The sequence below is a fragment of the Kosakonia pseudosacchari genome, assembly GCF_900184035.1.
Classification (GTDB): Bacteria; Pseudomonadota; Gammaproteobacteria; order Enterobacterales; family Enterobacteriaceae; genus Kosakonia; species Kosakonia pseudosacchari.
In genome coordinates this window covers 233,859-259,140 of the sequence record NZ_FXWP01000009.1, presented here as the reverse complement: position 1 = coordinate 259,140, position 25,282 = coordinate 233,859, and the positions used below count along the sequence as shown (strand labels likewise).

The 25,282-nt window shown below is 54.8% G+C and carries 23 protein-coding genes and 1 pseudogene; 6 read left to right on the top strand and 18 right to left on the bottom strand.

The features are described 5' to 3' along the window. Positions 1-116 precede the first annotated feature (116 nt). Positions 117-1,001 (top strand): aromatic amino acid DMT transporter YddG, encoded by an 885-nt coding sequence (gene yddG, locus BN2591_RS03255; protein WP_086869928.1) that lies wholly within the window; start codon positions 117-119, stop codon positions 999-1,001. A 12-nt stretch (positions 1,002-1,013) separates the two neighbouring features. Here yddG and BN2591_RS03250 read toward each other — a convergent pair whose 3' ends face one another. Next, a complete protein-coding gene (locus BN2591_RS03250) occupies positions 1,014-2,501 on the bottom strand; it encodes a SmvA family efflux MFS transporter (RefSeq protein ID WP_086868976.1) in 1,488 nt (495 codons plus the stop codon). A gap of 119 nt (positions 2,502-2,620) precedes the next feature. On the opposite strand from BN2591_RS03250, the gene BN2591_RS03245 reads away from it, so the two are divergent. Continuing rightward, positions 2,621-3,196, top strand: a complete 576-nt coding sequence (locus tag BN2591_RS03245) for a TetR family transcriptional regulator (RefSeq protein WP_086868974.1) — start codon at positions 2,621-2,623, stop codon at positions 3,194-3,196. Here the strand turns inward: BN2591_RS03245 and nhoA are convergent. From nhoA to BN2591_RS03225, 4 genes are all read right to left on the bottom strand, one after another. Continuing rightward, complete coding sequence (gene nhoA / locus BN2591_RS03240; protein ID WP_086868972.1) at positions 3,193-4,035, bottom strand: N-hydroxyarylamine O-acetyltransferase; 843 nt, start codon at positions 4,033-4,035, stop codon at positions 3,193-3,195. The genes BN2591_RS03245 and nhoA overlap by 4 nt on opposite strands. 75 nt (positions 4,036-4,110) lie before the next feature. Continuing rightward, entirely contained in the window at positions 4,111-5,751 is a 1,641-nt protein-coding gene (locus tag BN2591_RS03235) for an ABC transporter permease (protein ID WP_425268944.1), read from the bottom strand. 61 nt (positions 5,752-5,812) lie between these two features. Further along, positions 5,813-6,781, bottom strand: a complete 969-nt coding sequence (locus BN2591_RS03230; protein WP_086868968.1) for an ABC transporter substrate-binding protein — start codon at positions 6,779-6,781, stop codon at positions 5,813-5,815. Further along, positions 6,778-7,479 (bottom strand): ABC transporter ATP-binding protein, encoded by a 702-nt coding sequence (locus BN2591_RS03225; protein WP_086868966.1) that lies wholly within the window; start codon positions 7,477-7,479, stop codon positions 6,778-6,780. The genes BN2591_RS03230 and BN2591_RS03225 overlap by 4 nt, the downstream gene beginning before the upstream one ends. A 236-nt stretch (positions 7,480-7,715) precedes the next feature. Here BN2591_RS03225 and BN2591_RS03220 point away from each other — a divergent pair, with 236 nt between their 5' ends. Both BN2591_RS03220 and BN2591_RS03215 read left to right on the top strand, forming a co-directional pair. Continuing rightward, positions 7,716-9,494, top strand: a complete 1,779-nt coding sequence (locus BN2591_RS03220) for a sensor domain-containing diguanylate cyclase (protein ID WP_086868964.1) — start codon at positions 7,716-7,718, stop codon at positions 9,492-9,494. A 70-nt stretch (positions 9,495-9,564) separates the two neighbouring features. Continuing rightward, positions 9,565-10,137, top strand: coding sequence for a flavin reductase family protein (locus BN2591_RS03215; RefSeq protein ID WP_086868962.1), 573 nt, complete (start codon positions 9,565-9,567; stop codon positions 10,135-10,137). 8 nt (positions 10,138-10,145) lie between these two features. On the opposite strand, the gene BN2591_RS03210 is transcribed toward BN2591_RS03215, so the two are convergent. The 8 genes from BN2591_RS03210 to BN2591_RS03175 all read right to left on the bottom strand — a co-directional run bounded on the left by BN2591_RS03210 (position 10,146) and on the right by BN2591_RS03175 (position 16,870). Beyond that, on the bottom strand, positions 10,146-11,084 hold the full coding sequence (locus tag BN2591_RS03210; protein WP_086868960.1) for an alpha/beta hydrolase: 939 nt from the start codon (positions 11,082-11,084) through the stop codon (positions 10,146-10,148). A 123-nt stretch (positions 11,085-11,207) separates the two neighbouring features. Further along, positions 11,208-12,164 carry a cyclase family protein gene (locus BN2591_RS03205; RefSeq protein ID WP_086868958.1) on the bottom strand — a complete coding sequence of 319 codons (957 nt, stop codon included), beginning with the start codon at positions 12,162-12,164 and terminating at the stop codon, positions 11,208-11,210. A gap of 302 nt (positions 12,165-12,466) precedes the next feature. Beyond that, positions 12,467-12,697 carry a tautomerase PptA gene (gene pptA / locus BN2591_RS03200; protein ID WP_016496030.1) on the bottom strand — a complete coding sequence of 77 codons (231 nt, stop codon included), beginning with the start codon at positions 12,695-12,697 and terminating at the stop codon, positions 12,467-12,469. Between the two features lie 71 nt (positions 12,698-12,768). Beyond that, the gene (locus BN2591_RS03195) at positions 12,769-13,812 is read right to left on the bottom strand and encodes an acyltransferase (protein WP_086868956.1); all 1,044 of its coding nucleotides are present in this window, start codon (positions 13,810-13,812) and stop codon (positions 12,769-12,771) included. Positions 13,813-13,823: 11 nt separating this feature from the next. Then, positions 13,824-14,483, bottom strand: coding sequence for an SGNH/GDSL hydrolase family protein (locus tag BN2591_RS03190; protein ID WP_244172970.1), 660 nt, complete (start codon positions 14,481-14,483; stop codon positions 13,824-13,826). A 187-nt stretch (positions 14,484-14,670) separates the two neighbouring features. Then, the gene (locus BN2591_RS03185; protein WP_086868952.1) at positions 14,671-15,291 is read right to left on the bottom strand and encodes a glutathione S-transferase family protein; all 621 of its coding nucleotides are present in this window, start codon (positions 15,289-15,291) and stop codon (positions 14,671-14,673) included. A 33-nt stretch (positions 15,292-15,324) separates the two neighbouring features. Continuing rightward, positions 15,325-15,852: an AAA family ATPase gene (locus tag BN2591_RS03180; protein ID WP_086868950.1), complete on the bottom strand. Its 528-nt coding sequence runs from the start codon at positions 15,850-15,852 to the stop codon at positions 15,325-15,327. Between the two features lie 4 nt (positions 15,853-15,856). Continuing rightward, positions 15,857-16,870 carry a LacI family DNA-binding transcriptional regulator gene (locus tag BN2591_RS03175; RefSeq protein WP_086868947.1) on the bottom strand — a complete coding sequence of 338 codons (1,014 nt, stop codon included), beginning with the start codon at positions 16,868-16,870 and terminating at the stop codon, positions 15,857-15,859. A gap of 322 nt (positions 16,871-17,192) precedes the next feature. On the opposite strand from BN2591_RS03175, the gene BN2591_RS03170 reads away from it, so the two are divergent. Further along, a complete protein-coding gene (locus BN2591_RS03170) occupies positions 17,193-18,389 on the top strand; it encodes an L-talarate/galactarate dehydratase (RefSeq protein ID WP_086868945.1) in 1,197 nt (398 codons plus the stop codon). Positions 18,390-18,467: 78 nt separating this feature from the next. Continuing rightward, positions 18,468-19,778 (top strand): MFS transporter, encoded by a 1,311-nt coding sequence (locus BN2591_RS03165; RefSeq protein WP_086868943.1) that lies wholly within the window; start codon positions 18,468-18,470, stop codon positions 19,776-19,778. A gap of 67 nt (positions 19,779-19,845) precedes the next feature. On the opposite strand, the gene BN2591_RS03160 is transcribed toward BN2591_RS03165, so the two are convergent. From BN2591_RS03160 to BN2591_RS24670, 5 genes and pseudogenes are all read right to left on the bottom strand, one after another. Further along, a complete protein-coding gene (locus BN2591_RS03160) occupies positions 19,846-20,739 on the bottom strand; it encodes a transporter substrate-binding domain-containing protein (protein ID WP_162494940.1) in 894 nt (297 codons plus the stop codon). A 9-nt stretch (positions 20,740-20,748) separates the two neighbouring features. Beyond that, complete coding sequence (locus BN2591_RS03155) at positions 20,749-21,522, bottom strand: amino acid ABC transporter ATP-binding protein (protein ID WP_086868941.1); 774 nt, start codon at positions 21,520-21,522, stop codon at positions 20,749-20,751. After that, positions 21,506-22,429 carry an amino acid ABC transporter permease gene (locus BN2591_RS03150; protein WP_086868939.1) on the bottom strand — a complete coding sequence of 308 codons (924 nt, stop codon included), beginning with the start codon at positions 22,427-22,429 and terminating at the stop codon, positions 21,506-21,508. Before BN2591_RS03150 ends, BN2591_RS03155 begins: the two co-directional genes overlap by 17 nt. Positions 22,430-22,438: 9 nt before the next feature. Beyond that, positions 22,439-22,948, bottom strand: a complete 510-nt coding sequence (locus BN2591_RS03145; protein WP_086868937.1) for a GNAT family N-acetyltransferase — start codon at positions 22,946-22,948, stop codon at positions 22,439-22,441. Positions 22,949-22,958: 10 nt separating this feature from the next. Then, positions 22,959-25,222: pseudogene (locus BN2591_RS24670) on the bottom strand (NtaA/DmoA family FMN-dependent monooxygenase). Between the last annotated feature and the right edge of the window lie 60 nt (positions 25,223-25,282).

Genomic DNA, 25,282 nt, shown 5'->3' with positions numbered 1-25,282 from the left:
GTTTCGCGCGTCGAATTTTTATCACTCAAAAGGAGTAGGTGTGGCCCGGTGAATTTCGCTTAATCATTCAGCCGTGTTATAAAATGTGCGTTTCTTTCCGGCGGTTAATGGCAGTAATGAATAAAAAACGCGCAACGTTAATTGGTTTACTGGCGGTATTACTCTGGAGCACGATGGTCGGTTTTATCCGCGCCGTCAGTGAAGGTCTTGGCCCGGTTGGCGGCGCGGCAATGATCTATACGCTTAGCGGGTTGCTGCTGGCGGTCATCGTCGGCATTCCGGATTTACGGAGTTTTTCAGTACGTTACCTGATTGCTGGCAGCGTGCTGTTTGTCAGTTATGAACTGTGTCTGGCGCTCTCGCTGGGCTTTGCCGCGACGCGACAACAAGCGATCGAAGTGGGCATGGTCAACTATTTATGGCCGAGTCTGACGATTCTTTGCGCAATATTATTCAACGGTCAAAAAGCCAGCTTATTGGTTATTCCCGGTTTATTGCTGGCGATATTGGGTGTGAGCTGGGTGCTCGGCGGCGAGAGCGGTCTTAATATCACTGAAATCCAGCACAATATTATCTCCAGCCCGCTAAGTTATGCGCTGGCGTTTGCCGGGGCGTTTATTTGGGCGATTTACTGCACCGTCACGACCAAATATGCCAACGGCGCAAACGGCATTACGCTATTTGTCTTGCTGACAGCCGCAACGCTGTGGGTGAAATTCGCGCTCACCCCGCAACCGGAAATGGTCTTTACGCTGCCGGTGGTGGTGAAATTATTGATGACCGGCATTGCGCTCGGTTTTGGTTATGCGTCGTGGAATATTGGTATTTTGCACGGTAACGTCACGGTGCTGGCGGCGGCGTCCTATTTCACGCCGGTGCTCTCTTCCGCGCTGGCGGCGCTGGTGTTAAGCGCCCCGCTCTCTTTTTCCTTCTGGCAGGGCGCGCTGATGGTGTGCGCCGGATCGCTGCTCTGCTGGTGGTCAACCCGCCAGCGCGCGTGATCCGGCGGTACGCTACGCTTTTTCCACTCGCGCCAGGCTAAACCAGATCCCCACCGCCAGCATCATTAACAATGCGCCGGCGGTGCTCAGTGCCACGCTGTGCGAACCGGTAAACGCCGTTTTCGCCGCCGCGATGATCCCTTCTGCAAGTGCGGGCGGTGCCTCCTGCGCCAGGCGAAATGCTTCGCCAATGGAGGATGACGCCTGCGCGGCAGCCTCACGGCTTAGCCCCTGCGGAAGCTGGATCGAGGCGGAGAAACTGCGGCTTAAAATCAGCCCAAACACGGCAATGCCCAGACCGGCGCCCAGTTCGTAAGACATCGCTTCTATCGCCCCGGCGGCGGCGGCTTTCTCTTTTGGCGCAGCAGCCATGATCGCCGCCGTTGAAGCCAGTAACGCGCTCGCCGCACTGAAGCCCAGCAGCGCCATTAATATTCCGGCCTGCCACGGCTGCGTGGCGAAGTTGGTCACGGAAAGCCCCAGAAAACTTACCGCGCTGAGCGCCATCCCGCCTGCGGCGACGCGGCGCAACCCCAGTTTTGATACCAGAACCCCGGCAATCGGCCCGCTAAACCCGCTCGCCAGCATCACCGGCAGCATAAACACCCCGGCGGCAAAGGGCGTGAAACCGTGGACAAATTGCAGCTCCTGCGCCATCAGCAGTTCAAAACCAACCAGCGTGACCATCGCCGTTATCGCCATTAATACCCCGCTTAAAATCACGCGATGCGTAAACAGACGCATATCGATCATCGGCGTGGTGGCAGCCAGCTGAATGCGGACAAACCCGGTCAGCAAGATGGCGCCAACCAGTAACGCACTCGCCACGATCCACAGCGGCAGTGTGCCCTTCATTGCCGTTTTTGCACTCCACACCAGCAGCAAAATGGCGACGATTAAACTCAACGCCTGGTTCAGGTGTAACGGCTGATCGGCGCGGCCTTGCTGACGCGGTACGAAACGCGCGGTCAGCGCCATCACGGCAATGACAATCGGCACGTTAATCAGGAACACGGAACCCCAGTAGAAATGTTCCAGCAACATACCGCCAATTAATGGGCCGAATGCCGCCCCGCCGGAACCAATCGCCGCCCAGACACCGAGTGCCGTATTACGCTGCTGCGCCTGCGAGAAGGTATTACGGATCCCGGCAAGCGTTGCCGGCACGATCATCGCCGCGCCCACCGCCAGCAGTGCGCGCGTGGCGATAAGCCAACTGGCGCTCGAAGCAAACGCCGCCAGTAACGAGGCCGCGCCAAACAGGCCGCTGCCGACAAGCAGCAACCGCTTAAAACCGATTTTGTCGCCCAGCGCGCCCATCGGCAGCACCATTCCGGCCATCACCAGCGAGTAGATATCAATTATCCATAACAGCTCATTTCCGCTGGCATTTAACACCGCGCTCAGTGTGGGCGCGGCGACATGCAGCACCGTCGCATCGATAGCGACCGGAATATAAACCAGCACAATGATGACCAGCGTTAACCACTGACGAAACATACTTCTCTCCATCGTTTTTCATTCCTGGACAGATGTCCAGAACGGCGATCCTACGGGAAGTTGAACGCGTGTCCAGCTTTTTGTTACACTCCGTTTACTCCTTATTTAACCGAGGTTATATGCGCTATCTGAACAAGGATGATCGCCGCGAAGTGATCCTGAAAGCCGCGATGCGCGTGGCGCTGGAAGACGGTTTTGCCGCCATGACTGTCCGGCGGATCGCAAATGTTGCAGGTGTGGCTACCGGCCAGGTTCACCACCATTTCACGTCGGGAAATGCCCTAAAAGCCGAGGCGTTTATCCGCCTGATTGCGGAACTGCTGGAGGTGGAAGTAGTGCCTGCGACCGCGCCTTGGCGCGAGCAGTTGCACGCCATGTTGGGCAGTGACGAAGGCGGTCTCGAACCCTATGTGCATTTGTGGCGTGAAGCGTTACTGCTGGCGAGTAAAGAGCCGGAAATCAAAGGCGCATACCTGCTGACCATGGAGATGTGGCACGCCAAAGTGGTGCAACTGATTGAGCAAGGCCGCGCGGCGGGTGAATTTACTAATAACGATACGGCGGCAAACATTGCCTGGCGACTGATTGCGCTGGTCTGCGGCCTGGACGGGATTTGCATGCTGGGCATGCCAGATGTCGATGACGCTGCTTTCAATCGCCATCTGGCTGTGATGATCGACAACGAGCTCGGTTAAACTTTTTCGCCGTGCAAATCGAAACCGGCCATTACCGTTTCCAGCTGTTGCAGGCTAAAGCCGTACTGTGCGTCGCTCACGCCAAGTCCAAAGCGCTGTTGCAGCGCGTCATACAGCGCCGGAACATCCGCAAAGGTCACCTCTTCCAGCACCTGGCCGTTTTTCCAGTGGGTAAAATGGAAGTTAGTTAACGTCAGTTTGCCGCCGTCCGGCAGATGGCGGCACATCAATAAATGATGGCGGAAATGGGAGGCCGGCCAGTGCGCGGAGTGAAAATTGCCCATCACAAAATCGGCCTGATACTGCTCGCCCATCTCAAACTGATACATCGACTGCCAGCGTTCGTGGTGACGGAACTGGAGCACCCAGTCTTCCCCCTTGCGCTGCAAGCGGTAGAGGCCATGCGGCGTGGCCTGCTCAATATCCTCCTGTAAGCTGATTGGCGCAGTCAGCGTTTGCCCGCCAAAACCGACATCGGCGATCCACGGCTCGCCCGCCACCTGCACCAGCAAAATACGGTGCGTACGCGGTGGCATCTGGTGTGGATTAGCAATAACAACCCGCCCTAACAGGCTGCGCACCGTAAAACCCACCTCTTTCAGTACGCGCTCAAACAGCCCGTTCTGTTCAAAGCAGTAACCACCGCGACGGGCGACGACCAGTTTATGGAAAATCGCTTCATCGCTGAGTTCAATCTCACGGGGCAGCACGACATCGAGATTTTCAAAAGGGATGGCGCCATTGTGATGCAAATGCAGCGCCCGCAGCGTTTCCAGTGAGACATCGGGCGTTTGCTCCCAGCCAATACGGGCCAGATAAGCGGTCAGAAAAGGGGTCATACAGGCTCCTTGCGAATGGTGTCCCGTTGTTATAGCGCATTTTTTTCGCTTTACCGTCGATTTCGTGCCCTCGATTTATCCCTTTGTGCGGCGTTGCATAATCCCGAGCGCGGTGAGCATCAACGCCAGCCCGGTGAGCAGCGTCAGTGTGGCCATCGCCATCCCCTGACCTACCGAGCCTTGCTCGAATTGCCGCCAGATAAATACCGCCACAGTTTGTGTACCCGCCGGTGCCAGCAACAGCGAGGTGACCAGCTCGCGCGAGGCAATGGCGAACACCATTAACATGGAGGCGAGCATCGCCGGGAAAATCAGCGGCAGCACAATCAGCCGCAGCGCCTGAAACGCGCTGGCACCGTGAACCCGCGCGGCAGGCTCGAGGTTTCCGCCGAGCTGGCGCATGGCGCTAGCGATATAACGCACCGGCCACGGCAACAGCAGGCAGCAGTAAGAGAGGAGCAAAATTGCCCAGGTATTGTAGGGGGAAACCGGCCAGAAACTGCGGTTCCACAGCAAAATCAACCCCACGCCAACCACCACGCCGGGCAGCGCGGCAGGCATCAGCGATAGCGCATCAATTACCGTGCGCCCTTTTATCTTTTGCATCACCACCAGCCAGGCGGCGCACAGACCCAGCGCGCCGGTGATCAGCGCTGCGCCGAATGCCAGCGACAAACTGGTGCCCAGCGCGGGCAGCGCGTCATCGCGCTGTTCGAACAGCGCGGCAAAATGTTTCACCGTAAGATTATCCAGCGATACGCCGCCGGAAAGCGTAGAGCTAAAGCCGGTGAGTGCCATCGACAACCCCGGTAGCACCACGGCGAGAAAACCGACCGCCGCCATCACCAGCAGCACCGGTAAGGTAGCAAAACCGAGTTTCGCCCCGATATGTTCTGTCGGTTTCCCGGAGATGCTGGTGACATCTTTATCACCGGTCAGTTTGCGCTGCAGCCACCATCCGCACAGCGCAATGGCGATCAGCGCCACCGACAGTAGCGCCGCGCCGGGCAAATCGATCGGCCAGTCAGCCAGTTTCTCTTCGATGCCGACAGTCAGCATCACCACACCGGAACGTGTTCCCAGGGCGGCGGGCACGCCATACTCTTCCACCGCCAGCGTAAACGCCAGCAACATACCTGCCGCCAGCGCCGGGGAAAGTAACGGCAACGTGATGTGACAAAACGCCCGCCACGGCGTGGCGCCATGAACGCGGGCGACTTGTGCCAGACGTTGCCCGCTGGCGAGCAAACTGCGCGATACGGCAAAGTAAACCACCGGGAAGATATTCAGCGTCATCACCAGAATGATGCCGCTCTTGCTGAACAGCAGATTATTAAGATCCAGCCCGGTGAGCTGCATCAGGTAGCCCTGGGTTTGCAACACCAGCATCCACGACAGCGCGGCAATATAGGGCGGGGTTAAGAACGGAATCAAAAACAGCAGATCCCACAGTTTCGGGCACGGTAAATCAAATAACCCGCGCGCGACGCCGAGCGGCAAGCCAATCAGCGCGCTGCAAAGCGCCACTCCGCAGGCGATTTGCAGTGTGCCGCCGAACATGGCGGGCAGTTGCGGCTCGGCCAGCAAGGGTGGGATAGCGGAAAATGCGCCGCCAAACTCGCCCGAACTAAAATGCGGGAACACCGCCTGTAAGAGAATAAACAGCAGTGGCAGCGCGACCAGAATCAGCAGCAGCGCCAGCGTGGCTTGCGCCATTAGTCTTTGGTTCACAACGGGTATCCTGAAAGCGGGGTCGCCCCCGCAAAGATCGAAAGGATTACTGGGCAAAGAGCGCGTTAAAGCGCTTCAGCACGTCGCCGCGTTCGCTGGTGCCGCTGCTCTGGGTTGGCAGCACTTTCAGCTCGGTAAACAGAGGGCGTTTCGCTTCCACGTCCGTGCGGGCAGGCATTAGCCAGGCGTCGGCGACCATTTTCTGCCCTTCCGGCGACAGCACGTAGTCGATAAACGCTTTGGCGTCGTCGGCATGTTGGGTGGTTTTGAGGATCATCATTGGACGCGGCGCGATAACGGTGCCGCTGGCCGGGAAGATCACTTTCAGCGATTCGCCCTGCGCAATATTGCCATACGTCACATAGTCGACCGCGCCAAACACCGCCGCTTTCGCCCCTTGCATCACTGGCGTTACCGCCTGGGCGTTCGGGCCGCTCACCACCATGCCGTTCTTTTTCAGCGCATCAAACAACTGCCAGGCGCGGTCGCCCATGCCATTTTGCAGACCGATCAGCAGATCAAGCGAGGCGCCGGAAAGTGACGGATCCGGCGTGGTCACTTTGTCTTTAAAGTCCGGAGAGGTCAGATCGTTCCACTCTTTCGGCTCCGGGGTGCCGCTCATGGTGTTCCAGACAATCCCCAGCGCGGAGATGCCCTGCGCCACATAGTCGGCGCTTTTCAATGTCTGCGGGACATTTTCGGCATTGGCGCTGGTAAACGGCAGTAGCCAGCCGCGATGATGCAGATCTTCGGCGGTGTCCCACGAGGCAGAAATCAGAATATCGGCCTGCGGATTGGCTTGTTCTGCTTCCAGACGCGCCATTACTTTGCCGGTAGTCGCCTGGAAGATATTGACTTTAACGCCGGTTTTTTGCTCAAAGCCGCTGGCCAGGCTTTTTGCCAGCGAGCCAGGGCCTGCGGTGTAAACAGTCAGCGCGTGCGCGCTGGAGATCATCATGGATGACAGCACCATGGCTAAAGCGACTCCTTTTTTCACGGACAGTAAGGCTTTCATGCAATTTCCCCTGAGGATGAAGTAACGGTTCGTACAGATTCAACGGTTCCGGACGCCAAATGCACTATGCGATCGGCAAGCAACTGTGCTTCGCGGTGGTCATGAGTGACATACACGGCGGTGGTGCCGAGCTGGCGCAGCAGACGCGCCATCTCAAGGCATAAGGATTCGCGCAGCGCGGTGTCGAGATTGGAGAGCGGCTCGTCGAACAACAAGACGCCAGGCTCTGCGACGATGGCGCGTGCCAGTGCGACGCGCTGTTGCTGCCCGCCGGAAAGCCCTGCGGGTTTACGTCCGGCAAAGTCAGCCAGCCCAACCCTTTCCAGCGCCTGCAATACCCGCTGTTCGCGCTCTGCGCGCGGCACATTGCGCATTTTCAGCGGGAAAGCGACGTTTTGCGCGACGCTCATATGCGGCCACAGCGCGTAATCCTGAAATACCATGCCGATGTCGCGTGCTTCCGGTGGCAGCGTCCAGCCTGCTTTCGCCACCAGGCGATCGCCAAACCAGATCTCACCTTCCGCCGGTTCACTCAGCCCTGCCAGCAAGCGCAGCAGCGTGCTTTTGCCGCAGCCAGACGGCCCGAGCAGCGCGACAATGCTGCCAGGTTGAATATGTAAATCGATGTGATTAAGAACGGTGTGTGCGCCAAAGGCGTAGGAGACGCCTTGTAAGCGGATAGCGGTGAATGCGTTCATGCACGCCCTCCCGTAACAGAAAGCCGTGATTGACCCGTGGTCTTCATCCGACGGGGCGCATCCACCTGCACAAAAGTCAGGGGAGCAAACATGTTGTTATCCTCTTTGGGATTTGATTGCGGCTGACTATAGGCAGCGAATATGACGAAGAAATGACGTCAATATTGCGCATTGATTTTTAACTGAATGTCTAAACTGAGAAGCATATTCCCGTACTCAAGTCTAAAAGGATCCCCGTGCGCATCGCTACGATCACCAATTTTGCTTATATCGCGACCGTGGTATTAACGCTGACCTCCGGCGTGGCGCTGTTTATGGCGTCAAATGCGGAACGTGCCGAGCGTGACGCCGTGGCGCAAAACCGCGTTTTCGATGAGTTGATAGATGATCTGGAAAGAGAGGCATACGCGTTAACTGAGCTGGCGCGGGAAGCGGTTATCAAAAAGCAGCCGGAAGTGATCCAAAGCTGGAAAACCCGCCAGCAGCAGGATATCGCTCTGGAAAATCATCTGATTGCCCTGCGTGACCGGGGCGCGTCCGATGAAGAGTTACTGATCCTGCGTGATGGGCTGTCGACGCTGGATCAGCTCGAAGATGAGCAGCGCATCGCTATCGCCGATATTGAAGCCGGGAAAACGGACGAGGCGATGACTCTTTTGTACAGCGCAAGCTATGAAGAGCGGCTTTCCGAAACAGAGTACCGTTTCGCCCACTTCCGCAGCCTGGCGGATCAGCGTGTTCAGCGCGCGATAAGCGACGCCACCGACCGCTCTTTACGCTTGCGTACCTTGTCAGAAATTATGGTCGGGCTGACGGCGCTGCTGTTCCTGTTTGTGCTTGGTTTTATTATCAAACACCGCATTTTGCGCCCGGTGGTGACGTTGAGCGATGTGGTTAACCGCCTGGCGACCCAGGATTACAATGTGGAAGCGCCGGTGCTGGCGCAGGTAGATGAAATTGGCGATATGGCGCAGGCCATTCGCATTTTTCGTGAAAACGGCCTGACCCGGCAGCGGCTGGAGCAGGAGCGCGACGCGGAGTGGGCCACGCGTACCTTGCTGGCGCGAATGACGCAGCGGCTTCAGGGGTGTGATTCCCATAGCGCGATTTTTCGTGTGGTCAGCCGCTTTGCGCCACAAATTATCCCGGATATGGGCGGCCGGTTGTTTGTGCTCAATGCCCGGACAAAGCGCATGAAGTGTGTGGCGCGCTGGGGTTTACCGCCGGGCGAAGATGCCCCCTTCCCGGCCGATCATTGCTGGGCACTGAAACGTGGTCAGTTGCATAGCCCCGCCAAAGGCGGCGTTGATATGCCCTGCGAACACATAAAGCCTGAGCTCGCTTCACGCGCGATTTGTGTGCCGCTGAATGCGCAGAATAAAAGCATTGGTTTACTCACTTTCGATAATTACACGCCGGGCAAAGAGCCGCCCTATATCTACCTGGAACTGCTGGCGGAAACGCTGGCGCTGGCGCTGGCAAACCAGATCCTGCGCGATACGCTCACGGAGCGTGCCATGCACGATTCGTTGACCGGCCTGCTCAACCGCCACAGCCTGGATGAGACGCTGCGCAACATGCTCGACCAGGCGATGGTGGAAGGCACGACGCTGAGCTGTCTGATGGTCGACGTGGATTATTTTAAAAAGCTCAATGACCAGTACGGCCACGACGCGGGTGATAAAGTGCTGCGCGAGCTGTCACGGTTGATCACCGAAACGCTGGATGAAAACAGTGTGGCGTTCCGTTATGGCGGCGAAGAGTTCCTGCTTGTTTTGCCCGGCGCGGATGAGTTGCAGGCGAAAAAAGTGGCCGAGACGTTGCTGCATAATGTCCTGAATCATCACATGCTGTATGAATCACAGGATATTGGCCCGGTGTCGGTTTCCATTGGGCTGGCGACCTGGCCGCGCCACGCGCGCGCGGATAATCTGGTGCGGGCGGCTGATCTTGCGCTCTACCTGGCGAAAGAACAAGGCCGCGGCCAGATTGTGGTGGCCAGGAGTGCCGGATAATGCGCCACGCCTTGATTTTGCCGACAGTTCGGCCATTTAATGGCAGAAACATTTACACAGAGGAACCGCTATGAGCCATTTCCGTCCGGTGGCGTTAGAACATGCCTGTCGCTTGCTAAACCACGGTCCGACCATTCTTATTACCAGCCGCGATGAGCAGATCGACCGGCGCAATGTGATGGCGGCCGCGTGGTCGATGCCGGTTGAATTCTCTCCGCCGCGCATTGCAATAGTGGTGGATAAAAGCGCCTGGTCGCGTGAGTTGATTGAACACAGTGGTATGTTTGGCATTGTGGTGCCAGGTGTTGCGGCAACCAACTGGAGTTACGCGGTCGGCAGCGTCACCGGGCGCGATGAAGATAAGTTTAATTGCTATGGCATTCCCGCTATCGCCGGGCCGGTGCTGGGCCTGCCGGTGATCGAAGAGAAGTGTCTGGCGTGGATGGAGTGCCGTTTGCTTCCGCCGACCGCGGCACAGGAAAAGTATGACACGCTGTTTGGCGAAGTGGTTTCCGCCGCCGCCGATGAACGTGCGTTTATCAATGGGCGCTGGCACTTTAATGACGATAAACTGAACACCATTCACCACTTGGGCGGCGGCACGTTTGTCACCAGCGGCAAGCGCATTACCGCTGGCGAATAACTTCACATTTACTCAGGCAGCGCCTCGATCCAGTTCATCGCCAGTTCTGGCCACACCGCTGCCGGTAGGTGTTTCACACCGCGCACGCCAAACCCATGCAGCCCGTGGCTGAACAGATGCAATTCGGTGAGCACATGATGCGCGTGCAGCGCGTTGAACATCACCAGCGAGTTGGCAACCGGTACCGAGGGATCATCCACGGCATGCAGCAAAAAAGTCGGTGGGGTTTGCGCGGTAACATTCTGTTCCGGCGAGTAGTGTTTGATCTGCTCCGCAGTTGGCGTTTCACCAATAAGCGCTTTTCGCGAGCCGGCGTGGGCAATCGCCTGATCCATTGATATCACCGGGTAACCCAGCACCACAAAATCTGGCCGTGCGTGCTGGTTATCAATGTTGTCCACTGGCGTGTAAACTTTTTCGTCGTAACGTGTTTCCAGACTTGCCGCCACGTGCCCGCCCGCAGAGAAACCCATTACCCCTATTTTTTTCGGGTTGAGATGGCGTGATCCTGCCTGCGCGCGCAAGGTGCGCAAAGCGCGCTGTGCATCTGCCAGCGGGGCGTCTGCCCCTTCGGCATGGCCATCTTCCGGCATGCGATAAGTCATGACAAACAAGGTGTAACCGCGCGCATTAAATGGCGCCGCTAAATCACTGCCCTCTTTGTCCAGCACCACGCGTTTATAGGAACCACCCGGAATGACCAGGATGGCGGTTCCGTTGGGTTTTTGCGGTGGGTAAACGGTAATTTGCGGCGCACGGATACCAGACACAGCGCGGTCGGGAAGTGCAGGATCTTTACTGCGTTCGGTTAACTGGAAATTGACCGGGCTACTTTTAGCGCCTGGCGCATCGCCCTGCGGCCAGATGGGAAAACGCTCTGGCGCGGCAAATAAAGGCTGCGAAAAAAGGAGCAGCGCGAATGTCAGTGAACTGAGTTTCCGGAACATAATCATCTCCATGTCAAAGAGGCTTATGTAACATTAACCCGCTTAATGAAATTCGAGCCGCTCCACAGAACAATGTTTTACTAAAAATGAAAAACACTTCAGGGTAGCGCTAACAACAAACAACTAATAAATCGCCACAGGGTTGATGTTAACCTGCGTTGAACCGGTGTACAGCGGTTGGCCAAGGACGAACAAGAATTCCCAAACTTGTTTGCCTACCAGTGGACGTGTATCGATCAACTCCAGGTTGTAGATCCCCCTTTTCGCTAACAGATATTGATTGATTGGGAATTCCTCCTTAGTTGCAGGGTTTGGATACACTTCAGACGCCCAGGTGTCACCGCCAAACGCGACGATCTGCTGGTCCGCCAGCCATTTTGCGGCTTCCATGCCAATGCCAGGCTCCTTTTCCAGAAATTGTTTATTGTCTTTACCAACAAGTTCCAGCCATCCGGTATTGAATAAAACGATATCGCCTTTCTTTAAGGTTAATCCCTGGTTTTTTAATACCGACTGAATATCCTCGACGCTAAATTCGGTGCCGCCGGGAACAATCTTTTTTTTATAAAAAGCGGTCATATCTAACACCACGCCGCGCGTTACCATCGGCGGGACTTTTTCAATGCCTAACTTTTTAACACCATCAATAGTGACAAAATCTGCCGCTTTATTACCGTTGTAATAGATATTATTAATGCCGATATGGCCGATACCGTTTAACTGCGTTCCCACACCGGTCCATGCATTAACCAGTTCGTCATTAAAGGTGAATTTATTCGGGCCAAGCGTTTTCCCGTCTTGCTGGCCGGGCTGAATATTGTAGAGATGAAAACTACGGTGGCGAAACGCCGGGAAATTCTTATCAACCGGCACCGCCAGCGGTACGACAACGCCTTGTTTTACAAGGTGAACGGCCTGTAAAACCACCTCGGGTGTGAGCAAGTTTGCTGCGCCTATTTCGTCATTCGCACCATAAATTGAGGGATACCAGTTTTGTGATTCCGCTGCGGGTTCTGTGGCTTGCAACGGCAGTGCTGCGAACAGGGGCAATAATAATATGAAAGAACGAGATGGCTTCATGAATGACGTTCCTTGTTTAATTCGTTGCTGCCGAAATTAATCGAACCAGCGCTTTCCGTGATAATGTTATTGCTCTGATTTTTAACCCGAGCGAGATAATAAAAACTCTAGAGTTGTATTTAACATCGCGCAAACATGAATTTTCCGAAAGGAAAAATAATGAAAGAACTGATACGCTTACAATGAAAATTAGCTTGCTGCGTATTATATATTCCGGGCGGTTGTTCGAAACAACATGAGTATCTTTTGTTGTCTATATTGATAAAAAAAAGCCTGCGCAACAGACGCAGGCGACAGGAAATCTACAGTGAATAGCCGGGCTTCTTGATAAGCGTATCGATATGCGGCGCAATGTCGGTGTCCCACACCTGCGCTTTCCAGTCGTCCGGCGTGACTTCATTAAGCGCGACGCTGACCGCGCTATCTTTGCTGTTCAAATGGCGAATAATGACTTCGGCGATATCGCTCGCCAGCGCGGTTTTTTGCTCCTCGGTCAGATCGCGGGGAAAACATTTGATATCAACGTGCGGCATAGCAAACTCCTTGTTCAACAAAGAGAGTGACAGTAGCACAAGTTACTGCGCTTTGCGCCGCATTCAGGTTATCAAAGTGTGACAATTCTGGCCGTTATCTTTGATCTTTTCAGCAGCGCACAGAGGCCGCAAGCAAGGATAAAAGCCACCAGGGAATAAGCAATGATATAAAGATAGCTATTCACCCCCGGGATAATTCCCAACAGCTTTTCATGAATAAACACGCTGTGTATTTCCACGACAAAGATGTTGTGTACAAGGTAGATCCCTAACACATTGTCACTCACATTGCTCACCCAGCGTGGCAAGGCGTTAATATTCAGGTTAACCACAAATAAAAACAAACCGACCGAGGTTATAAGTAATAGTAAGTTATAAAACTTGCCATAAAAGATGGCGATCCCCGCGCTGGACGACATGTACGCCAATATTAACAATGCGCTAATTGCCAGTATTAACGTCATAATATGCGCAACGGAGAATGGCCTGAGCGTAGGTTTAACCAGCCCGAGGTAACCGCCAATTAAAAAACAGATCAGTCCTTCAGGCTGAAAAGGAATGAGCAAGTTAAATGCAAACAGCGAAAAATTAAAACTGGCTTCGGTCCATGCATTAATTAATGTCAGGTTGGCGATGATCACCATTAGCACAATAACTTGCAGAATTTCTCCCGCGCGTTCTTTCTTAAAAGCATGCCGCATTAAAGGCGTGAATATGTACAGCGGAATAATGGCAAATATAAACCATAATGGCGTTGCTTCTGTGGTGGCTTTGCTGACATTCAGGTAATTAAGAAGATTTATTTCCGGCACGTCGGTAAATCGACTTATCCACCAGGTATCATAGGCGTAATAAAAGAGTAACCAGAAAATCAGTACACCAACGATGCTTTTAATCTTGGCGACAACATAGTTCGCTTGATTTTCATGTTTGTTATTTAATAAAAAATAACCGCTACAGATAAAAAACAGGGCAACACCCGATAACCCTGCCTGTCTGAAAAAGCACAACACGACATCGCTTTCGTCGCGATTCAAAAAAAACAACGTCACGTGAGCCAGGATGACAAGAAAGATCGCGAGTATCTTCAGGAGGTCGATGGTTGCAATTCTCATGGCCACCTCTCCTACAGCGATAAGATAAAATGTGTAATCTTCGTCGCCAGCCTTTCCATGCCTAATTTTGAAGGATGCAAACCATCGGAAATTACGCCCGTTGTATTACTGGTCATAATGTCCATATTGAGTTCGTTAAAGCCGGAGTTCTTTTGCAGGTCGAGATAAGGGATGGAATATTCCTCACATTTTTCTCTGCTAACGTCACAATAATCGGTCAGGTAATATCCTTTGGTATTTTTTTGCCCGTGACCGCGCGCATGTGAAACAGGCGTCGTAACAACAAACCCTACTCTTGCCAATGGATATTTTTTCGTGACGCCGGTAAGCAACAGATCCATTGCACCATAAAAGGTCAAGGACGTTTTATCTTGTCTATTCCCTATTTCAGTGCCACCCTCTGAGCCGAAGTTAAAACCGAAATCATTGCCACCGCCCCAGATAGTAATAAGATCAGGATTTTCACCCATGGTTTTATATCGTAAACAGATAGCTGAATTATCGTGCTCATTTTTTTGTGCGATACAGGTTCCACCAATACCGTAGTTTGTCCATCTCGCCAGCCCTAAATTCTCTGCGACGATGGGTTGATACCATCCTCGTTCTGTTATGCTGTCGCCAAGCGTAAACCAGGAACCACCTTTCAAATACGAATGAATATATTCCATCATTTTCACCCTGTTAAATTACTCGTCCGATTTTGCTGTATAACTGCGATATTGCGTCAACTACGAAAATGTGCCAAATGTTGTCTCATATAAACGGGGCGATTTCAAATTATTTTTCTCGCCCCAGATTTATATAGCGTTTCAACTTATGCGAGATACTAAGAATATTAAAATAATCCGAAATGACCGCTTAACGGATAATTTCATTATTTCGCAGCACGGTTTGTAATTGCGGTAACTGGCATACCGCATCCGCGATGGCGGTAATATTTGGCGCATTATCGGCAAACCATGCATGACGCGGCCCCCATGTGCGCATGACGCAAAGATAAATATCCAATAGCGTCAGTTGTTGGCCAAACGCATAAGGTGCCGCCTGCAATTGCGTATCGAGCCACAGATAGAGCGATTTACGATACTTCTGGCAATTTTCCACCAGTTGCTCCGGCGCATCCGCGGCCCAGCGTTCCGGGTAATCGGCGTAGGTAAAAGTGGGATAGACATTCGCGACAAGCCACACCAGCAACCGCCAGAACTGCTGGCGTTGCGCGGTGCCTGCGGCTGGCGCTAAATCCGGACGCTGGTCGAGGATCATCAATGCCACGGCGGCGGATTCCGTCATTACGCTGCCATCGTCCAGTTGCAGGGTCGGCACCTGGCACAGCGGGTTTAATTTTCGCAGGGTATCTTGCTGGGGGCCTGGTTTGTCGAAGCCATCAACATTGACGAAGTGATAAGGGATCTCCGCCAGCGTCAACATCACTTCGCTGATGGCCGAACCCCAGCCGGGAACACCATAAACCGTAATCATACGGGCTCCTTATGTTCAGGATGAACCTTAAGCTTAGGTCAGACTGGCGAGAAATTCGTCGACTTGTTGCGGCGTGGTAAGGCGAACAAAGCGCAAATGCTGATAACGCGGATCGGCCATATCCCGCGCGTAACGTTCGCGGTTTTTGCGCCAGGTCTTTAACGACCAGAGAATGATCGACTCGCGGCTTAAAAAAACACGACGCAGGCTTTCGCGATTGCCGGTTCCCGGCCATAACTCCTGTTTGCTTCTGGCGCGTGTGATGGCGCGAAGCGTCACCTGGCGCAATGTGCGCCAGAATCCGAAATCGACCCACACCACCAGATCCACATGCCGCCATTTAATGTCGCGGCTGCGGTTATAGTTGCCATCAAGCACCCAGCCGGGTTGTTCGAGCAATTCTTCCAGGCGCGAGTACAACTCCTCATCCGGCGTCCCCTGCCAGTTGGGACGCCAGTAAAGCAGATCCATTTCGATATAAGGCACATTGAGCTGGCTGGCCAGACGTTTCGCCAGCGTCGATTTTCCGCTGCCGCTGGTGCCGATAACGTTAATTCTCATGAGATCACGCAGATTCCCGTTCAATAAAGTGAAAACCAATATCCACGATCTCCTCCCCGGAACGTGTTCCTTCGATTCGCTCCATCAGCAGGGTTGCCGCGCGCTGGCCAATAATTTGCCTGTCGACGCTCACCGTCGTGATGGCGGGATTATTCCCGGCGGCGAAATCGAGATCGCCAAAACCAATGACCGCCACATCCTGCGGTACGCGCAGGCCACGCGCCTGCGCTTCAACAATGGCCCCCTGCGCCAGCGTGTCGGAGCTGCAAACAATCACGTCGGACTCACCCAGCGCCAGCAACTGCGACAACCCTTCGCGCCCTGAGGTAAACCGTGCCGGCAGTGCCACATCCACGCTGAGCGGGTCGGTAATGCCATGACGCCCCAGCACTTCACACAGCCCGGCTTTCCGCTGCATGGCGCGTTTATCGACTGTCCACAACAATCCGGGACGGCGATAGCCTTTGCGCAGCAGGTATTCTGCGGTAGCCTGGCCTACTTTTTCATGTGAAAAACCGACCAGCATATCCAGCGGGGTGGGCGTTAAATCCCAGATTTCAACCACCGGCACGCTGGCGTTGAGGATCACTTTTTTCAAATCGGTTGAGTGGTGAATACCGGTCAGCACAATGCCATCCGGGCGGCGCGATAACAGCGCAGCGACCAGCTCCGCTTCGGTTTGCTGGGTATAACCGGCGACGCACAGCAGCATGTGGTAACCGCGCACGGCCAGTTCGTCACTGATGGCCTGAATCGTATCGACAAACATATTGTTGTTAATCTGCGGTACGACCACAGCAATCAATTTGCTGCGCCGCGACGCCAGGCCACCGGCCAGCGCGTTCGGGATATAGCCTGTTGCTTTAACGGCGGCGAGCACCTTTTCCACCGTTTTCGGGCGCACCAGTTGCGGCGTGTTAAGCGCCCGACTTACGGTCATTGAGGAAAGCCCCGCAGAACGGGCAACATCTTCCAGCGTGGGCGCGCGTGGAGGCACAGGACGGGCGGTTTTCGACATGTTCACTCACAGAGAACCAGACGGTCATTGGCGATGATTAGTTTGCGTTTTTGTATTATACCGTTTTCTCCTTTCATTGCCTGTCAGTCCTCATAAATCAGCGAGTTAACTCGCATATTCCCTGACTAATGTTATCGCTATCATTATTGAGGGTGAAATGCCCTTATACCTATAAAAATGTGATTAACGTGGCAATAAACACCCTTTTAAGCGCCGGGTTTGTGATCGATTGTACAAAATCCTCTCCTTTTACTGGCGATTAATTTTCTGTCGTTCTACAAATGTTAGCGCAAACATTATTGTTATTCACAGGAGCAAAACCATGACCGTAAGTGCGAATTCCGATGCTGTAACCTACGCCCGCGCGACCAGTGTCAAAACCGCGGCTGAAACCGGCGACCGCATCGAGTGGGTAAAACTCTCCCTCGCCTTTTTACCGCTGGCCACCCCGGTCAGCGATGCGAAAGTGCTGACCGGGCGGCAAAAACCGCTGACCGAAGTGGCGATTATTATTGCCGAAATACGCAGTCGCGACGGTTTCGAAGGTGTCGGCTTTAGCTACTCCAAACGCGCTGGCGGCCAGGGGATTTACGCCCATGCCAAAGAGATTGCCGATAACCTGCTCGGCGAAGATCCCAACGATATCGACAAGATTTACACCAAACTATTGTGGGCGGGAGCCTCCGTTGGGCGCAGCGGGATGGCGGTGCAGGCTATCTCACCTATCGATATTGCGCTGTGGGATATGAAAGCCAAACGCGCCGGTTTGCCGCTGGCGAAGCTGCTTGGCGCGCACCGCGATTCGGTGCAGTGTTACAACACTTCAGGCGGTTTCCTGCATACACCGCTGGATCAGGTATTAAAAAACGTCATTATCTCGCGTGAAAACGGCATCGGCGGTATCAAAATCAAAGTCGGCCAGCCGGACACCAAAGAGGATATTCGCCGTCTCACCGCCGTGCGTGAAGCGCTGGGCGATGACTTCCCGCTGATGGTGGATGCCAACCAGCAGTGGGATCGCGAAACGGCGATTCGGATGGGGCGCCAGATGGAGAAATTTAACCTTATCTGGATTGAAGAGCCGCTCGATGCCTACGATGTAGAAGGCCACGCCCAGCTTGCCGCCGCGCTGGATACACCGATCGCCACCGGCGAGATGCTCACCAGTTTTCGCGAACATGAACAACTGATCCTCGGCAACGCCAGTGATTTTGTGCAACCAGACGCCCCGCGCGTTGGCGGGATCTCGCCGTTTCTGAAAATTATGGATCTGGCTGCCAAACACAACCGTAAACTGGCACCGCATTTTGCTATGGAAGTACACTTGCACCTTTCTGCCGCCTACCCGCTGGAGCCGTGGCTGGAGCACTTCGAATGGCTGAATCCGCTGTTTAACGAACAGCTTGAGCTGCGCGATGGCCGGATGTATGTCTCCGACCGCCACGGCCTGGGTTTCACCCTGAGCGAACAGGCGCGCGCCTGGACCCAGCAAAGCTGCGAATTCGGCAAACGCCCATAATAATAAATTCCGGACGGGAGGCTCCTTCCGTCTTTTTTGTTCCCTACACCGACATTCAACCCTGTTAAAGGAGTTGTGATGAATACCCTAATTAAACGCACCCATGTGCGTTACAGTATTCTGTTATTTTTATTTCTTGCCACGGTATTTAATTATGCCGACCGCGCGACACTTTCCGTTGTCGCGCCCATTATGAGTAAAGAGTTAGGTTTTAATCCCGAAGCATTAGGTCTCGCATTTTCCGTATTTGGCATCTCGTATGTGGTAATGCAAATTCCCGGCGGCTGGCTGCTGGATAAATATGGCTCGCGGTTAGTTTATGGTGTGGCGTTGATTGGCTGGTCGATCGTCACCATGTTTCAGGGGACGATTTATCTCTATGCCAGCCCGCTTATCGTGCTGGTGGTGCTGCGTCTGCTGATGGGGGCCATTGAAGCCCCTGCCTTTCCGGCCAACAGCCGCCTGAGTGTGCAGTGGTTTCCTAATAAGGAGCGCGGTTTTGTGACGGCGGTTTACCAGGCTGCGCAATATATTTCTTTAGGCATTATCACGCCGCTGATGACGATTATTTTGCATACCCTGAGCTGGCATTATGTTTTCTATTATATTGGCGCAATTGGCGTAGCGCTGGGGATATTCTGGCTGATAAAAGTTCGCGATCCATTATCCCATAAAGCGATTAACCAGCAGGAAATTGATTATATTCGTGATGGCGGTGGCGAGCCGGAATTAGGCAGCAAAAAAGGGCCGGCGAAAATCAGTTTCGCGCAAATAAAAAGTGTCTGCGTTAATCGCATGATGATCGGCGTTTATATCGGCCAGTTTTGCGTGACCTCAATTACCTGGTTTTTTCTTACCTGGTTTCCCACCTATCTTTATCAGGCCAAAGGGATGTCGATTTTAAAAGTGGGCTTTGTCGCCAGTATTCCGGCTATCGCCGGATTTATCGGCGGCCTGCTCGGCGGCGTGGTCTCCGACTGGCTGCTGACGCGCGGATACAGCCTGACTACCGCGCGTAAATTCCCCGTTATCTGCGGCATGCTGCTCTCCTGCGTGATTGTGCTGGCTAATTACACTGATTCAGACGTGGTGGTGATTGCCGCCATGAGTGTGGCGTTCTTCGCCAAAGGGTTTGGCAACCTTGGCTGGTGCGTGCTCAGCGATACGTCGCCAAAAGAGGTGCTGGGGATAGCCGGAGGCGTGTTCAATATGTGCGGCAACCTGGCGAGCATTGTTACGCCGCTGGTGATTGGCGTGATCCTTGCCAATACCCACTCATTTGATTACGCGATCCTCTATGTCGGCTCAATGGGGCTGATTGGCCTCTTCTCATATCTGTTTATTGTCGGTTCGCTGGAGCGCATTACGCTTTCGCCGACCACAGCCTGAAACTGGCGACTCAGGTGCGCCACGCTGTTCCGCGCGTTGTACTCCCGGCGGAACAGCGTTTTTTTGTTTACTCGTAGGTGATTCCCGGCGGGTTGACCTGCGAATGTTCAACCGCTTCCCCCTGCTCTCCCCAGCGCGCCAGCACCTGCTGATACTCTCCGCGTGCGATTGCGCCATCCAGCGCCGCCTGCAAGGCATACACCAGACCGTTTCCTTTTTTGGTGGTCGTGGCGACCCAGGCCTTTTTCGGCCCCAGACCGACGACTTTCGTGCTGCCGTTAAGCGCCGCTTTATAGGCGGCAACAGATTGCGGGCCAAACACCACATCGGCTCGCCCCGACTGAATATACAAATTCCCGGAGGCGTCATCTGTCAGATAAATCGGCTGCGCGACGGGGCGACCGGCGGCCTGGTTCTCTTCATTCCAGCGCAGCAGAATGCGCTCCTGGTTGGTGCCGGAACCGACAATCACTTTGCGCCCGGCGAGATCTTCTGCGGAGCGGATCGCCTGGATGGCGCTGGAGGATTTCACCGAAAACGCCAGTGAATCCGCGCGGTACGTGGCGAAGTCAAACTTCTGTTTGCGCGCTTCAGTAACGGCAATATTCACCAGCGCGACATCATAACGCCCGGAAGTAATGCCCAGCGGCCAGTCCTCCCATGCGGTGGGCACCAGTTTGAGCTTTAAGCCAAGGCTCTGCGCCAGTAAACGAGCGATATCCGGATCGCTGCCGATGCGCGTGCGGTTATCGCTGGCAACCAGCGCCAGCGGCGGGGAGTTAAGCGCCGAGATCGCCACCGTTAATGTTCCCGGTTCGACAAAGCGATAATCCGCCGGGATTTTCGCGATCGCCGCCGCGTTACGCTGCACGGTAATCGGCTGTTCATTGGCTTTTAAATCCAGTTGCCCGGCGGCGAAACTGCCCGCGCTGACCAGCAGCAGCGCCAGTAATCGTTTCATGGTGGCTCCTTATAAGACCTTCGATAAAAACTGGCGTGTGCGCGGATGCTGCGGATGGTTCAGCACCTCGTCGCTGCTTCCCTGTTCGACAATTTTGCCATCAACCATAAACACCACCTGATCGGCGACTTCGCGGGCAAAGCCGATTTCATGGGTTACCACGACCAGCGTGGAACCGGCGCGTGCCAGCTTTTTGATCACATCCAGCACTTCGCCAACCAGTTCCGGATCCAGCGCCGATGTCGGTTCATCGAACAACATCACGCGCGGGCGCAGCGAAAGCGCGCGGGCAATAGCGATGCGCTGCTGCTGGCCGCCGGAAAGATGGCGCGACCAGGCATCGGCTTTATTACGCAGCCCCACCACATCCAGCAGATCGTAGGCCTGCTCAATGGCTTCTTTGCGGCTCAGTTTTTTGTGAGCAATCGGCGCTTCAATCAGGTTTTCCAGTACCGTCAGGTGCGGGAACAAATTGAAATTCTGAAACACATACCCGACGTTGACGCGCTGGCGCAAAATCTCCTTCTCTTTCAGCTCATACAGCTTGTCGCCGTGCAGGCGATAACCGATGTAATCACCATCAATGCGTATGAACCCTTCATCCACCCGCTCAAGATGATTAATGGTGCGCAGCAGCGTTGATTTCCCGGAACCGGATGGTCCCAGGATCACCGTGACCGAACCGGGCGGGATCTCCAGCGACACGTCATCCAGCGCTTTATGGCGACCAAAATATTTGCTGACGCCGGTAATCGAAATATGACCATTAAGAGACGTTGGCATGAACAGGCTCCTGCGGTTGCGCCACGCGGGCGGTGGCGGATGAACGAACCCGCGTGGGTGAAATCGCTGAACGGCGTTCGCTGCGTGCCAGCCAGCGCTCAACCAGATACTGGATAGCGGACAGCACACTGGTGATCACCAGATACCACACCGCGCCAACCATCAGCAGCGGGATCACCTCCTGCGTGCGGTTGTAAATCATCTGAATGGTGTAAAACAGCTCCGGCATCGCCAGCACATAAACCATCGCCGTGCCTTTGGCGAGGCTGATTATCTCATTGAAACCGGACGGTAAAATCGTGCGCAGCGCCTGCGGCAGAATAATGCGCAACGTGCGCCGCCAGGCGGGTAACCCCAGCGCGGCCGCCGCTTCGTACTGCCCGTGATCGACCCCAAGAAAGCCGCCGCGAATAATCTCGGCGGTATAGGCGCTTTGCACCAGCGTCAACCCGACGACCGCGGTGGAAAACTGCCCAAGCACGTTAATGGTTTGATAGCTCGCCCACTGGATGCCGGTAAACGGAATGCCGAGCGACAAGGTGTCGTACAGGTAGGAGAAGTTATAAAGAATGATCAGCACCACAATCAGTGGCAACGAGCGAAACAGCCAGATGTAACTCCAGGCAAGACTGCTCAGCAGCCACGAAGAGGAGAGTCTGGCTAACGCCAGTAAGCCGCCGAAAATCACGCTCAACGCTGTACCGAGCAACATCAGTAATAGCGTCTGCCCTAACCCTTCGAGGATCACCGGGTCGAAAAACCAACGGGCGAACACTTTCCATTCCCAGCGCGGGTTAAAAGCCACGGACTGAACTATCGCCGCCAGCACAAACAGCGCAATAACCGCGCCGACCGTGCGCAGTGGGTAGCGTGCGGGTACCACTTTGATCGTTTCTGCATGTTTCATGGTCGCTCCTCAGGCCGTTTTGCTTAAACGCTCAACCGATAACGCTTTGGTAAAGCGCAACCGACCATCGAACGGCGGCTGGCTGTACTCTTCCGGATCGCGATGGATGTCAAACTGCGGCTGATAGCCCTGGCTCAGATAAAGCCGCACCGCTTCCGGCTGGCGAAAGCCGGTGGTCAGGTAGATATGGCTGTAACCGGCCAGTAACGCTCGTCGCTCCAGTTCCTGCACAATGGTGGCCGCCAGCCCTTGCTGGCGCAGTTCCTGCTTCGTCCAGATGCGTTTGATCTCTGCCGTATAGGCATCGAACGGTTTGTAGGCACCGGTCGCGATGATCTCTCCGTCGCGTTCCAGCACAATAAACAGCCCCTGCGGCGCTAAATACCATTCGGTGAGTTCCACTTCAGCGCTGCGGGAAAAATAGTCGCCATAGCGGGCGGCGTACTCGCCAAACAACCCGGCTAAGATCGGCTGCAATTCCGGTGCGTCTGGCGAGACATCGCGGAAACGTTCGCTCATCACAACCTCCTTAATCGCCAAGCCCCGCCGGATTAACCTCCGACGCCGGAATACGTTCTACGCCCTCGCCCCAGCGATTGAGCACCTTGTCGTAGTCGCCGGTTTTGATAGCCCCATTGAGCGCGGTTTGCACCGGTTCCACCAGCCCGCTGCCTTTACGTAACGTGACGGCGATATGCGCCGCTTTTGGCCAGCCGCCGTCCACGCTACCGACCAGTTTGGTTTTGCCGGTCAGTGCCGCTTTCCACGCGCCAATCACGTTCGGGCCGAAGTAAGCGTCAGCGCGACCGGACTGCAGCGCCAGCGTTTGTGCGGCGTCATCTTTGGTGTAGACCGGCGTAAAAGGTTTCAGCCCCTTTTTCACATTTTCCGCGTTCCACGCCAGCAGGATCGCCTCCTGGTTCGTGCCGGAGCCGACAATAATGCGCAGCCCGGCAATGTCTTCGGCTTGCGTAATGGATTTCAGCGGACTGGTGGATTTGACGTAAAAGCCGAGCGAATCCTTGCGGTAAGTGGCGAAATCGAACTTCGCTTTGCGCTCTTTGGTCACGGTAATATTGCTGATCGCCGCATCATATTTGCCGGAGGTGACACCGAGCGGCCAGTCCTCCCACGACGTCGGCACCACGTTCAGCTCCAGGCCTAAGCTGCTGGCCACCAGGCGGGCAATGTCCACTTCGCTACCGAGCAGGGTTTTATTGTCATCGGCAAAGACCGTCAGCGGCGGCGAGTTGAGCGCCGCCACAGCCACGGTCAGCTTGCCCGGCACCACAAAGTGGTAATCCTTCGGTAACTGCGCAATGGCTTGCGCGTTTTTCGCCGTGGTGATCGGCGTTTTGTTGGCTTCGAGGCTCACGCCCGTTCCATTGATGTTGACGTCCTGTGCCCAGGCCAGCGGCGTCAGCGCCAGCGTTGCCGCCAGCAATAGCGATGTTTTCTGCATAGCGTTTTCTTCTTTTATTGTTGTGAGGAAGGATGAGCAGGCAGCGGCAGCCCTAAGCTTTCACGCAGCGTCGTGCCGGGGTATTCCGTACGGAACAGGCCGCGAGCCTGCAGCAGCGGCACCACTTTTTCGACAAAGCGCGGGAAGGTGTCCGGCGTACCGCCCTGGATGATAAAGCCGTCTGCGGCGTAGCTTTCGAACCACTGCTGTAAGCCATCAGCGACCTGCTCCGGTGTGCCGGAAAAACGCGGGCGCGGCGAGGCGCTTTCCAGCGCGACCTGGCGCAGCGTTAACTGGCGCTCACGCGCATTACGTTTGATCTCATCGGTGGTGCTGCGAAAACTGTTCTGCCCCAAATCGCCGATATCCGGGAACGGCTCGTCGAGCGGGTACTGGCTGAAGTCATGGTGTTCGAAATAGCGCCCGAGGTAGTTCAGCGCATCGCTAATAGAAACCAGCGCGGCGGTGGTCTGGTACTGCTGCTCGGCGTCTTCTTCACTGTCGCCGACAATCACACTGACACCCTGGAAGATATGCAGCTCATCGTGGCGGCGGCCATATTTTTCCAGTTGATTTTTCACATCGCGATAAAACGCTTTGGCTTCATCAAGCGTCTCCTGATGCGTAAAAATGGCGTCGGCATGACGGGCCGCCAGTTGTTTACCATCGTCTGAGGCACCGGCCTGAAAAATAATCGGTCGTCCCTGCGGCGTGCGGCCAATATTCAGCGGCCCGGCAACCTGGAAAAAATCACCGTGGTGATTAAGCGGATGTAATTTGCTGGCGTCAAAGAATTGGCCGGTCGCTTTATTGCGTACAAACGCATCCTCTTCCCAGGAGTTCCATAAACCTTTCACTACGTCGAGATATTCATCAGCAATGCGGTAGCGTAAGGCGTGATCCGGATGCTGTGCGCGGGAGAAGTTTTTCGCCGAGCCTTCCAGCGGCGAGGTCACCACGTTCCAGCCCGCGCGACCGTTGCTCAGATGGTCAAGGCTTGCAAACTGGCGCGCGACGGTAAATGGCTCGCTGTAGGAGGTGGACAGCGTGCCCACCAGACCCAGGTGCGAGGTCACGCTGGCAAGCGCGGATAAAACTGTAATGGGTTCAAAACGGTTTAAAAAATGCGGGATCGATTTTTCGTTGATATATAAGCCGTCGGCGACAAAAAGAAAATCCAGTTTTCCCTGCTCAGCAAGGCGCGCGGTGTCCTGCACGAAGGCAAAATTAATGCTGGCATCGGCGAGCGCCGCCGGATGTCGCCACGCGGACATATTTCCCGACGCGCCATGTAATATGGTGCCAAGCCGCAGTTGTCGTGCTGTAGACATAATCGATCCTCATATTCAGGCAACAGGTGGCCCGGAGCGTAAGCCCCAGGCAGACAAATT

Coding starts and splice junctions, on each gene's coding strand:
- yddG (WP_086869928.1), top strand. CDS start 117: ATGAATAAAAAACGCGCAACGTTAATTGGTTTACTGGCGGTATTACTC.
- BN2591_RS03250 (WP_086868976.1), bottom strand. CDS start 2,501: ATGTTTCGTCAGTGGTTAACGCTGGTCATCATTGTGCTGGTTTATATT.
- BN2591_RS03245 (WP_086868974.1), top strand. CDS start 2,621: ATGCGCTATCTGAACAAGGATGATCGCCGCGAAGTGATCCTGAAAGCC.
- nhoA (WP_086868972.1), bottom strand. CDS start 4,035: ATGACCCCTTTTCTGACCGCTTATCTGGCCCGTATTGGCTGGGAGCAA.
- BN2591_RS03235 (WP_425268944.1), bottom strand. CDS start 5,751: ATGGCGCAAGCCACGCTGGCGCTGCTGCTGATTCTGGTCGCGCTGCCA.
- BN2591_RS03230 (WP_086868968.1), bottom strand. CDS start 6,781: ATGAAAGCCTTACTGTCCGTGAAAAAAGGAGTCGCTTTAGCCATGGTG.
- BN2591_RS03225 (WP_086868966.1), bottom strand. CDS start 7,479: ATGAACGCATTCACCGCTATCCGCTTACAAGGCGTCTCCTACGCCTTT.
- BN2591_RS03215 (WP_086868962.1), top strand. CDS start 9,565: ATGAGCCATTTCCGTCCGGTGGCGTTAGAACATGCCTGTCGCTTGCTA.
- BN2591_RS03210 (WP_086868960.1), bottom strand. CDS start 11,084: ATGTTCCGGAAACTCAGTTCACTGACATTCGCGCTGCTCCTTTTTTCG.
- BN2591_RS03205 (WP_086868958.1), bottom strand. CDS start 12,164: ATGAAGCCATCTCGTTCTTTCATATTATTATTGCCCCTGTTCGCAGCA.
- pptA (WP_016496030.1), bottom strand. CDS start 12,697: ATGCCGCACGTTGATATCAAATGTTTTCCCCGCGATCTGACCGAGGAG.
- BN2591_RS03195 (WP_086868956.1), bottom strand. CDS start 13,812: ATGAGAATTGCAACCATCGACCTCCTGAAGATACTCGCGATCTTTCTT.
- BN2591_RS03190 (WP_244172970.1), bottom strand. CDS start 14,483: ATGATGGAATATATTCATTCGTATTTGAAAGGTGGTTCCTGGTTTACG.
- BN2591_RS03185 (WP_086868952.1), bottom strand. CDS start 15,291: ATGATTACGGTTTATGGTGTTCCCGGCTGGGGTTCGGCCATCAGCGAA.
- BN2591_RS03180 (WP_086868950.1), bottom strand. CDS start 15,852: ATGAGAATTAACGTTATCGGCACCAGCGGCAGCGGAAAATCGACGCTG.
- BN2591_RS03175 (WP_086868947.1), bottom strand. CDS start 16,870: ATGTCGAAAACCGCCCGTCCTGTGCCTCCACGCGCGCCCACGCTGGAA.
- BN2591_RS03170 (WP_086868945.1), top strand. CDS start 17,193: ATGACCGTAAGTGCGAATTCCGATGCTGTAACCTACGCCCGCGCGACC.
- BN2591_RS03165 (WP_086868943.1), top strand. CDS start 18,468: ATGAATACCCTAATTAAACGCACCCATGTGCGTTACAGTATTCTGTTA.
- BN2591_RS03160 (WP_162494940.1), bottom strand. CDS start 20,739: ATGAAACGATTACTGGCGCTGCTGCTGGTCAGCGCGGGCAGTTTCGCC.
- BN2591_RS03155 (WP_086868941.1), bottom strand. CDS start 21,522: ATGCCAACGTCTCTTAATGGTCATATTTCGATTACCGGCGTCAGCAAA.
- BN2591_RS03150 (WP_086868939.1), bottom strand. CDS start 22,429: ATGAAACATGCAGAAACGATCAAAGTGGTACCCGCACGCTACCCACTG.
- BN2591_RS03145 (WP_086868937.1), bottom strand. CDS start 22,948: ATGAGCGAACGTTTCCGCGATGTCTCGCCAGACGCACCGGAATTGCAG.